This is a genomic window from Acidobacteriota bacterium, assembly GCA_009861545.1.
Classification (GTDB): domain Bacteria; phylum Acidobacteriota; class Vicinamibacteria; order Vicinamibacterales; family UBA8438; genus WTFV01.
In genome coordinates this window covers 26,675-34,334 of record VXME01000063.1, presented here as the reverse complement: position 1 = coordinate 34,334, position 7,660 = coordinate 26,675, and the positions used below count along the sequence as shown (strand labels likewise).

General features: G+C 68.9%; 8 protein-coding genes. 2 read left to right on the top strand and 6 right to left on the bottom strand.

The window, feature by feature from the left end; genetic code table 11:
* Both F4X11_10280 and folE read right to left on the bottom strand, forming a co-directional pair.
* Nucleotides 1–531 (bottom strand): PIG-L family deacetylase (locus tag F4X11_10280; protein ID MYN65400.1); only part of this gene is annotated, 531 nt, incomplete at its 3' end.
* 14 nt (nucleotides 532–545) lie between these two features.
* Nucleotides 546–1,193, bottom strand: coding sequence for a GTP cyclohydrolase I FolE (gene folE, locus F4X11_10275; GenBank protein ID MYN65399.1), 648 nt, complete (start codon nucleotides 1,191–1,193; stop codon nucleotides 546–548).
* Nucleotides 1,194–1,298: 105 nt separating this feature from the next.
* Here folE and F4X11_10270 point away from each other — a divergent pair, with 105 nt between their 5' ends.
* Together F4X11_10270 and F4X11_10265 are read left to right on the top strand one after the other, a co-directional pair.
* Nucleotides 1,299–1,805 carry a transcriptional repressor gene (locus tag F4X11_10270; protein MYN65398.1) on the top strand — a complete coding sequence of 169 codons (507 nt, stop codon included), beginning with the start codon at nucleotides 1,299–1,301 and terminating at the stop codon, nucleotides 1,803–1,805.
* A 29-nt stretch (nucleotides 1,806–1,834) separates the two neighbouring features.
* Nucleotides 1,835–3,094, top strand: a complete 1,260-nt coding sequence (locus F4X11_10265) for an HAD-IC family P-type ATPase (protein MYN65397.1) — start codon at nucleotides 1,835–1,837, stop codon at nucleotides 3,092–3,094.
* 147 nt (nucleotides 3,095–3,241) lie between these two features.
* Here F4X11_10265 and F4X11_10260 read toward each other — a convergent pair whose 3' ends face one another.
* From F4X11_10260 to F4X11_10245, 4 genes are all read right to left on the bottom strand, one after another.
* Nucleotides 3,242–4,273 (bottom strand): hypothetical protein, encoded by a 1,032-nt coding sequence (locus F4X11_10260; protein MYN65396.1) that lies wholly within the window; start codon nucleotides 4,271–4,273, stop codon nucleotides 3,242–3,244.
* A 71-nt stretch (nucleotides 4,274–4,344) separates the two neighbouring features.
* Nucleotides 4,345–5,352, bottom strand: a complete 1,008-nt coding sequence (locus F4X11_10255; GenBank protein ID MYN65395.1) for a hypothetical protein — start codon at nucleotides 5,350–5,352, stop codon at nucleotides 4,345–4,347.
* A gap of 107 nt (nucleotides 5,353–5,459) precedes the next feature.
* Nucleotides 5,460–6,338 carry a hypothetical protein gene (locus F4X11_10250; GenBank protein MYN65394.1) on the bottom strand — a complete coding sequence of 293 codons (879 nt, stop codon included), beginning with the start codon at nucleotides 6,336–6,338 and terminating at the stop codon, nucleotides 5,460–5,462.
* A gap of 13 nt (nucleotides 6,339–6,351) precedes the next feature.
* Entirely contained in the window at nucleotides 6,352–7,647 is a 1,296-nt protein-coding gene (locus tag F4X11_10245; protein ID MYN65393.1) for a cytochrome c, read from the bottom strand.
* Between the last annotated feature and the right edge of the window lie 13 nt (nucleotides 7,648–7,660).

Below are 7,660 nucleotides of genomic sequence, written 5' to 3'. Positions count from 1 at the left end.
CGCCTGGTGATGCTGGCCGCCGCCGCGCCCCTCCGGCGACATGGCGGAGACGACGTCGGGCCGGATGGTGCGAATCATCCGGACGAAGTCGCCGAGGATCTCCTCCCGACCCCACCGCTCGAAGGTCTCCTCGACGCTGAAGGAGTACCCGAAGTCGACGGCGCGCGTGAAGTACTGCTCGGCGCCGTCCAGGCGGTGCGCGGCGTGCAGCTCCTCGGTCCGCAGCACCGCCAGGGCGTCGAACAGCTCGGGGCCGATCTCGTTCTGGCCTCCGTCACCGCGTGTTGCCGAGAGCAGCACGGTACGGTGGCCTTCTCCCTGCGACAGACGCGCCAGCAGCGCGTTGTTCTCGTCGTCGGGATGGGCCACGACCGACAGGAAGACGCCCGTGCTGTTCAACGCGCGCAAGGCCACCCCGAGCTTCGCCCGACCCTCGCCGGATTCGAGCGGCTGGGCCTGGACGGCGGTCGCCAGGACGCCGACGGCGACCAGGAGCGATACGGCGAACGCTGTGAATCGATTGGCGTGCATCGTGCCTCCCGTGTTCAGCTCTCCGGCAGAGTGCCTCTACGGATTGTCGACAGGAACTCCTGCCGCGTGGTCCGGTCGTCGCGAAACGATCCCAACATGCGGCTGGTGACCATGCTGACACCCGGCTTGCGGATGCCGCGTGTGGTCATGCACTGGTGCGCCGCCTCGATGACGACGCCGACGCCGCGCGGCGCCAGCACCTCCTGGATGGTGTCCGCGATCTGCGACGTCAGCGCCTCCTGGATCTGCATCCGCTTGGCGAACACCTCGACGAGGCGCGCCAGCTTGGAGCTCCCGACGACGCGGTCTGTCGGTACATAACCGATATGCGCCTTGCCCAGGATGGGAACGATGTGGTGCTCGCAATGGGACTCGAGGCGGACGTCGCGCAAGACGATCATCTCGTCATAGGAGGCGGGCTTCTCGAAGGTCGTGGCCAGCAACGCGACCGGGTCTTCGGCGTATCCGGCGAAGAATTCATCGTAGGCCCGCACGACCCGGTCGGGCGTTCCCTTCAGTCCCTCCCGGTCGGGATCGTCCCCGGCCCACTCGATCAGCGTGCGAACGGCGGCCTCCGCCTCGGCGCGGCTCGGCCGACGCAGCGCTTCCGACGCGTTGCGCGATGGGGTCGAGGCTCGATGCTCGACGACTGCACTGTCCATGTCCCGGCCTTTCGTCGGTGTCGGACCACCCCGGATGGCGCTCTCTTCCGAAGCAGAATGCAATGTTATAGTATTGCTTGTCCCTGCCGCAAGTTGAGACAGGCCATGACCAAACAGTCGATCCGACCCCGGCCCTGCACCGATCCGGATTGCCGTGGGCGGCACTCGCCACGCGAACGGGTCGCGCTCGCGGTATCGATTTGCGAGGGGCGCGGCGTACAGATGACGGCAATGCGGAGGCGCATCCTGGAACTGCTTTGGGCGAGCGGTCGGCCGACGGGCGCCTACGAGTTGATCGAAGCGGTCACGCGCACAGATTCGCGGCCGGTCGGACCGCCGACGGTGTACCGGGCGCTTGAGTTCCTGACGGGGCAGGGCCTCGTTTCCAGGATCGAAAGCCTGAACGCCTACGTCCCGTGCGTCCATCCCGAGCGCGACCACGACTGCCTGTTCTTCATCTGCAGCCGCTGCCGGTCGTCGGTCGAGCTCGAGGATCCGCGGATCGGAGGACTGCTTGCCGAGGATGCCGCCGCCCTCGGGTTTGTCGCGACACGTCGCACGGTCGAGGTCGAGGGCATGTGTGCACAGTGCGCGAAAGTCGGGGCGGCGTAGGCGGGAACACGGACGGGCCCGTTCGGAGCATGAATTGCGGGTCAGGTCGATCCGCCACAAGGAGAGCACGCATCCGCGAAGAACTGGACTACCGCGTCGAGGGCCTCGACTGCAACGAGGAGGTCGCCGTGCTCCGGCGTGTGCTGGTTGCAACCAGCGGGCTCGCGCTCGTCGCCGGTTTCGTCCTGCATGTCGCGGTGGCGGGGGGCGGCGTGGTCGAGACCCTTCTGGCGCACAACCACGGGGCGCACCACGTCGACCCGTCCGTGGCGGTGCTGCTGCTCGTCGGCATCGTCGCCGGGCTCCTTCCCTCGGGGCGGAAGGCGGCGTCTTCGCTGGTACGCCTGCGGCCGGACATGAGCGCACTGGTGCTGGTGTCGGTCGTCGCCGCCCTGTTCCTGGCGGAGTGGGCCGAGGCCGCGGTGCTGGCCTTCCTCCACGGGCTGTCGGGGCTGATCGAGAACTGGAGCGCGCGGCGGGCGCGCAACGCCATCGGCTCGTTCGCGGGAACCGTGAACGCCCACGGCATGGTCGAGCTGCGCACCACGCGGGCCGCATCGGACACGATGCTGGCCCGCATCACCCGCATGGTCCGCGAGAGCCACCATCACCGGGCGCCGACCGAGCGCTTCATCGACCGGTTCGCGCGCTACTACACGCCGCTGATGTTCGCGGTGGCCCTCGCGGTCGGGACGGCGCCGCCGCTGCTGCTCGGCGGCGACTGGCAGCACTGGTTCTATCAGGCGATGCTCATCCTGCTGATCTCGTGCCCGTGCGGGCTCGTGATCTCGACGCCGGTGACGATTGCCGCCGCCATCACGTCGGCCACGCGCCACGGCGTGCTGATCAAGGGCGGATCGCACCTCGAGGAACTCGGGCGCCTGCGCGCGGTGGCGTTCGACAAGACCGGCATCGTCACCCGCGGCGAGCCGGAAGTGCGCGAGCTGCGGCCGGTGAACGCGATGGACGGCAACGCCACCGACATCGCGGCCGAGTCGGCCGACGTCGTGCTGATGCAGGACGACCTGCGGAAGCTCCCGTTCGTGGTGAACCACGCGCGGCGCGCCCGGCGGATCATCATCGAGAACATCACCGTCGCCCTCGGCGCCAAGGCGATCTTCCTCGCGTTCATGGTCTTCGGGGCCGCCACCCTGTGGATGGCGGTGGCCGCCGACATGGGCGCATCGCTGCTCGTCACCTTCAACGGCCTGCGCATGCTGCGGCCGGTCGGCGCGCCGGGCGCGCCGTCGGCGGAACCGGCGCTGGCCGCCGCCGGGCAGGGAACGTAGCGATTTCGGGTCCGGGCTCCTGTGGCTGGCCCTCGACCCGCGCCTCCTGTCCTGATGGTGCTCCGCACACCGGGCGAGCCGGGCGACGGCCCGAACCACTTCAACGCTCTATCGCGAACCGCCGTCCGCGGCAACGGGCCATAGCTGCTACTGGCCGCCGGCCTGCGCCTCCTGTAACCGCGCGCCGCGCAGGGTGTTCTCGATGGCGTAGTTCCCCTCGTGGCAGGCGAACTCGTAGATCTGCCCGGTTCCGGGTGCCGGCCGCATGAAGATCCGCGCCATCCAGGGGCGGGTCCATGTCGTCGGGTCGTCCATCGTGAACTCGTACTGCAGCCGGTCCTCGGCCACGCGCGTGAAGCGCTCGACCAGTCGGAGATTGCTGGTCGCGCCACTGAAGTTGACGTCGCGCTTGAAGTTGGTCGTCTCGACCACCAGCGTGTCGCCGTCCCAGTGGCCGCGGGAATCGCCGAGATCCTTGCGGAGAGCGGCCGGCAGGTGGGGGCGCCCATCGAGCGGAATGATGCGCGTATCGTGCATCATCTCCATCAGGATGGCGACCGAGTCGGCCGACTGCACGATCTGGTAGTTGCTGTTGTAGCCCCGCCCGGTCATCGGCACGCGGCCTCCCGAACAGCGCAGGCCCGCCCCCAGATCCTCCGGCCCCGCCGGGAAGCGCGGGCGCTCCACGGCGGCGCGCGCCTCGGCGCGTCGCTTCCCATCCTCGGTCATCTCGGGCATCCGCCCGTTCGGCGGATCCTCGATGAGCGACGTCCGGTTGTCGAACCAGCGGTCGATCAGCCAGAACTGGTTGTAATTGCCGGTGCCCTGCGGGTTCTCCTCGGTGACGCCGTCTCCCGACTGGTAGTTGGTCCGGTCGGCGAGCGCGGCGCGGAACACGCTCTCGCCGAAGGCCGCGTCGGTCTCGCCGTTGAAGAGCGCCGCGGCGCGCTCGGCCAGCGTCGCCACCTGCTCGTCGGTCAGGAACGGCGTATCGGCCAGCTCCCCCGGCCGTTCCAGGGGCGTCGCCGAGTCACTCGCCCAGACGCCCTGCAGATCGGGATGGCCGTCCGCGGTGCGCGGTACCGTCCAGCCTTCGTCGGCCGACTGGGCCGCGGCGGGAGCTACCAGTGCCACCAGGAACCCAACCACCACGAGCCGCGCGAAAAACCGGTTCGTCATCGCACACCTCCTCTTCCGCGTCACTGTCTTCCGCATCATTGCTGCCGCAGCGTCACTACCGCTGCCAAGCGTCACCGCTGCGCGTCCGCCTCTTCCTTCCGGGCGCCGCCCAGGGCATTGGGCACCGAGTAATTGCCTTCGTGACAGGCGTACTCGAACTGCACGTAGCCGTCGTCGCGGTCGTAGGGGAACGCCGCGGTCCACGGTCCGGTGTAGGTCTCCGGATCGTCCATCGTGACCGAGTAGAGCAGCAGGTCCGGACCGGCGACGGTGAGCCGCTCGACGATACGTTGCGCCTCCGATTGCCGCGAACGGATACCGGCGCTGGGCCCGCGCATGTTGCGCACCGCCCGGAAGTTGGTCGATTCGATCACCAGCGTGTTGCCCTCCCAGCGGCCGCGAGGGTCGCCCTCCCACTGCCGGATGCCCGCGTCGACGTGCGGGGCGCCCTCGATCGGGACGATGCGCGCGTTGTGGATCATCTCGCTGTGGAAGACCACGTAGCCGGGGGGCTGCAGGATGAGGGTGCCGTTGTTGTACTCGGTCGGCATCATCATGCCGAGCACGCCGCGCGAGATGCAGCGGTCACCGGTCTCCATGTTGGCGTAGGAGTCGTGGAGCTGGGCCATGTTGAGCGCGATGCGCTCGCTGGCGTCGGCGGTGTACTCGGGGACGCGGCCGGTCGCCGGCTCGACGATGATCGACGGCTGCCCGATGTCGGTCGGGTCGTCGAAGAACCAGTCGAACCAGTAGAGCCCGTAGCCGCCGACGCCGCCGCGGTTGTTCTCGTGACCGCGCCACTCCGATCGTTCGATGCGCCCGCTGCCGCGCGCCTCGGCCTGCTGCTGCAGCTCCTCGGTCGAGACGTCGTCCCGCCCCGCGAGCTCGTCCGCCAGTTCCAGCGGCGTGAAGATGGCCCGCGTGTTGTTCCACATTCCCTGGATGTCCGGCTGGCCGTCGGCGAGCCGCTCGGGCTGCCAGTCGTCGGACTGCTGCGCGCCGGCGGACGGCGCGAAGACCACCATCGCGGCCGCCGCCAGCAGGCCCGCCGCCGCACGCATGGATGAACGCTTCGTCACGTGTCTCTCCTTCCGCGAAATGAACCAGAAAAGAAGCGGCCACCCGAAACGGCGCGACCGAGTCGCACCGCCGCGGATGGCCCCCAGGTGATTCTCACGCGCGTCGGTCAGTTGACGGTGACCGTCACGTCTATCGGCGTGATCTTGATGGTGTCGTCGGCGTGGCCGCGGAGCACGTGGATTCCCGGCTCGGAGAAGGTGACGGTGGTCACCACCTCGCCGCCGCGCCCCCCTTCGATGTGCGCGACCGCCGGGTCGAACGTCACCCTGCCCGGCCCGCGGTAGTGGATCCAGGTCACGGCCAGACCGGTCTCCCCCGCCTCGAAGGCGTTGACCACCGCCTGGTTGATCGGGTGCGGGCGCGCCCGGCGCTCTTTCTCCGCCTGGATCCGCTCCGGTGTCGTCGGCTTGGTACGCGGCCCCGGTATCCCGTCGTCGCTCACGCGCGCCGTCAGCGTCAGGGCGTCGGGCAGCGTGACCTCGAGATCCGTCCCGGGCTCCACCTCGATGTAGGGCCACTGGTTGTCGGCCGGCCACCCATTGGCGCCCATGCCGCGGTTGGCCTTGATGACGCCGTCGTCGAGTTCCCAGTCCCGCCACAGCGACCCGAACGCCTGGTCGGTCCGGCCGTTGGCGGTCAGCGTCCAGACCAGGTCCTTGTCACCCCAGTCGGCGGGCACCTGCACCCGGAAGACGAACTGCTGGCGCCGCACGTGGAAGCGGGTCGGCTGACCGCGGTCGGCCGGCCCGGGCTCGAAGAAGTTGTCCGTACCGACCGGCACGTGCGGCATCTCGCGGTAGTTGCGGTTCATGTACCCGAAGACCATGTTGAAGGTCCCGTCGGGGTTCCGCTCCCACCCCTCGAACACCGGCGCGACGTTCTGGCCCCGGTCGAACTTGAGCTGCGCCTGCGCGTCGCTCGCCACCACACATGCCAGACCGACCGCACCGCACAGCAGCACGAAACGCAAACCACCCCTGAACATGATGGCGACTCCGTCAGTTGTCGTTGTTGTTGGCGTTCATCGCCTCCCGCTCGGCCACCGCGGCGGCGAAGTCATCGTCGTCGAGCTCGTAGTAGCTCGTCCACGTGAAGCTCATGTCGTCGCTCGACCGCTGCCCGAACCCGGCCCAGTTCCGCGGATCCGGATTCCAGCGGTTGGCCTCCGAGTTGTCGTGCCACGTGATGGTGTGCATCATCGTGCCGGCCGGCAGCAGCGGCTGCACGTCGTCCGCGTAGTTGTAGACGATGTGCCACCCGAAGTCCCACGTCGCGCAACTGAGCATCTCGGTCTGGCCGTCCGGGTAGATGGCCTCGATGCACTGCCGCTTGCCGCGGTTGTGCAGGTGCGGCTGGAAGCCGGTCAGGCGGACGTTGTTCTCGAACTTGTGGTAGCTGTCGTGGCGGACGTTGTCCTCGCCCGGCGGGATGTCGAGGTCGTAGTTCTGCGCCAGCGCCCGCGAGAACGCCTCGTGCTTCGGCGTCTCGCCCTCCGGGTAGAAGGTCAGGCCGACGCTGGTGCGGTCGGTCCGGTCCTCGCCGATCGACGCATAGTGCATGTTGAAGCGGATGACGGTGCCGGCCTTCACCAGGCGGCCCGTTCCGGCCGGGAAGATGTCGCCGTTCTTGCCCTGGGCGTACTCGTTCAGGAAATCGCCCTCCGTGTCCTCGGGCGTCTCCTGCACGCGGGTGACGGCGTGGTGCACGACCGGGAAGCCCTCGGAGGACGGCTTCGTCTCGACCGCGCTGATCCAGACGTCCTCGGTCAGCCCCGAGTCGGCGTAGAAGTCGCCCCACCAGTTGGCGCCGTCGGCGGGCACGGTGAACGGTTCGGGGATCGGGACGATCCAGTCGGGCTCGCCGATGTGCCACTGGTCGCGGTCGGCGAACTCGCGCGGCGGCGGCGCGTCGGCAGGGTTGCCGCGCGGCGCGCCGGCGTCGACCCAGGCGGCGACGGTGGCGATCTGCTCGTCGTTCAGCGAGCGGTCGTACTTGAAGCCCTGCACGCCGATGTTCTTGTCGATGTACCACGGCGGCATGGTGCGCGTGACCACCTTCTCGCGGATGGCGCGCGCCCAGGGCCGCGTCTCCTCGTAGGTCATCAGCGACATCGGCGCGATGGCGCCCTCGCGGTGGCAGGTCTGGCACGAATCCTGGAAGATCGGAAGCACGTCCTTCGTGAACGTGACGTCCGACTGCGCGAGCGCCGTCCCCGGCGCCGCCGACAGGACGAGCACCGCGAGCACGACGACGCCGAGGGAGCCGAACTGCCGGGTTCCGACGCTGGATGTCATGGGAAGTTCCCTC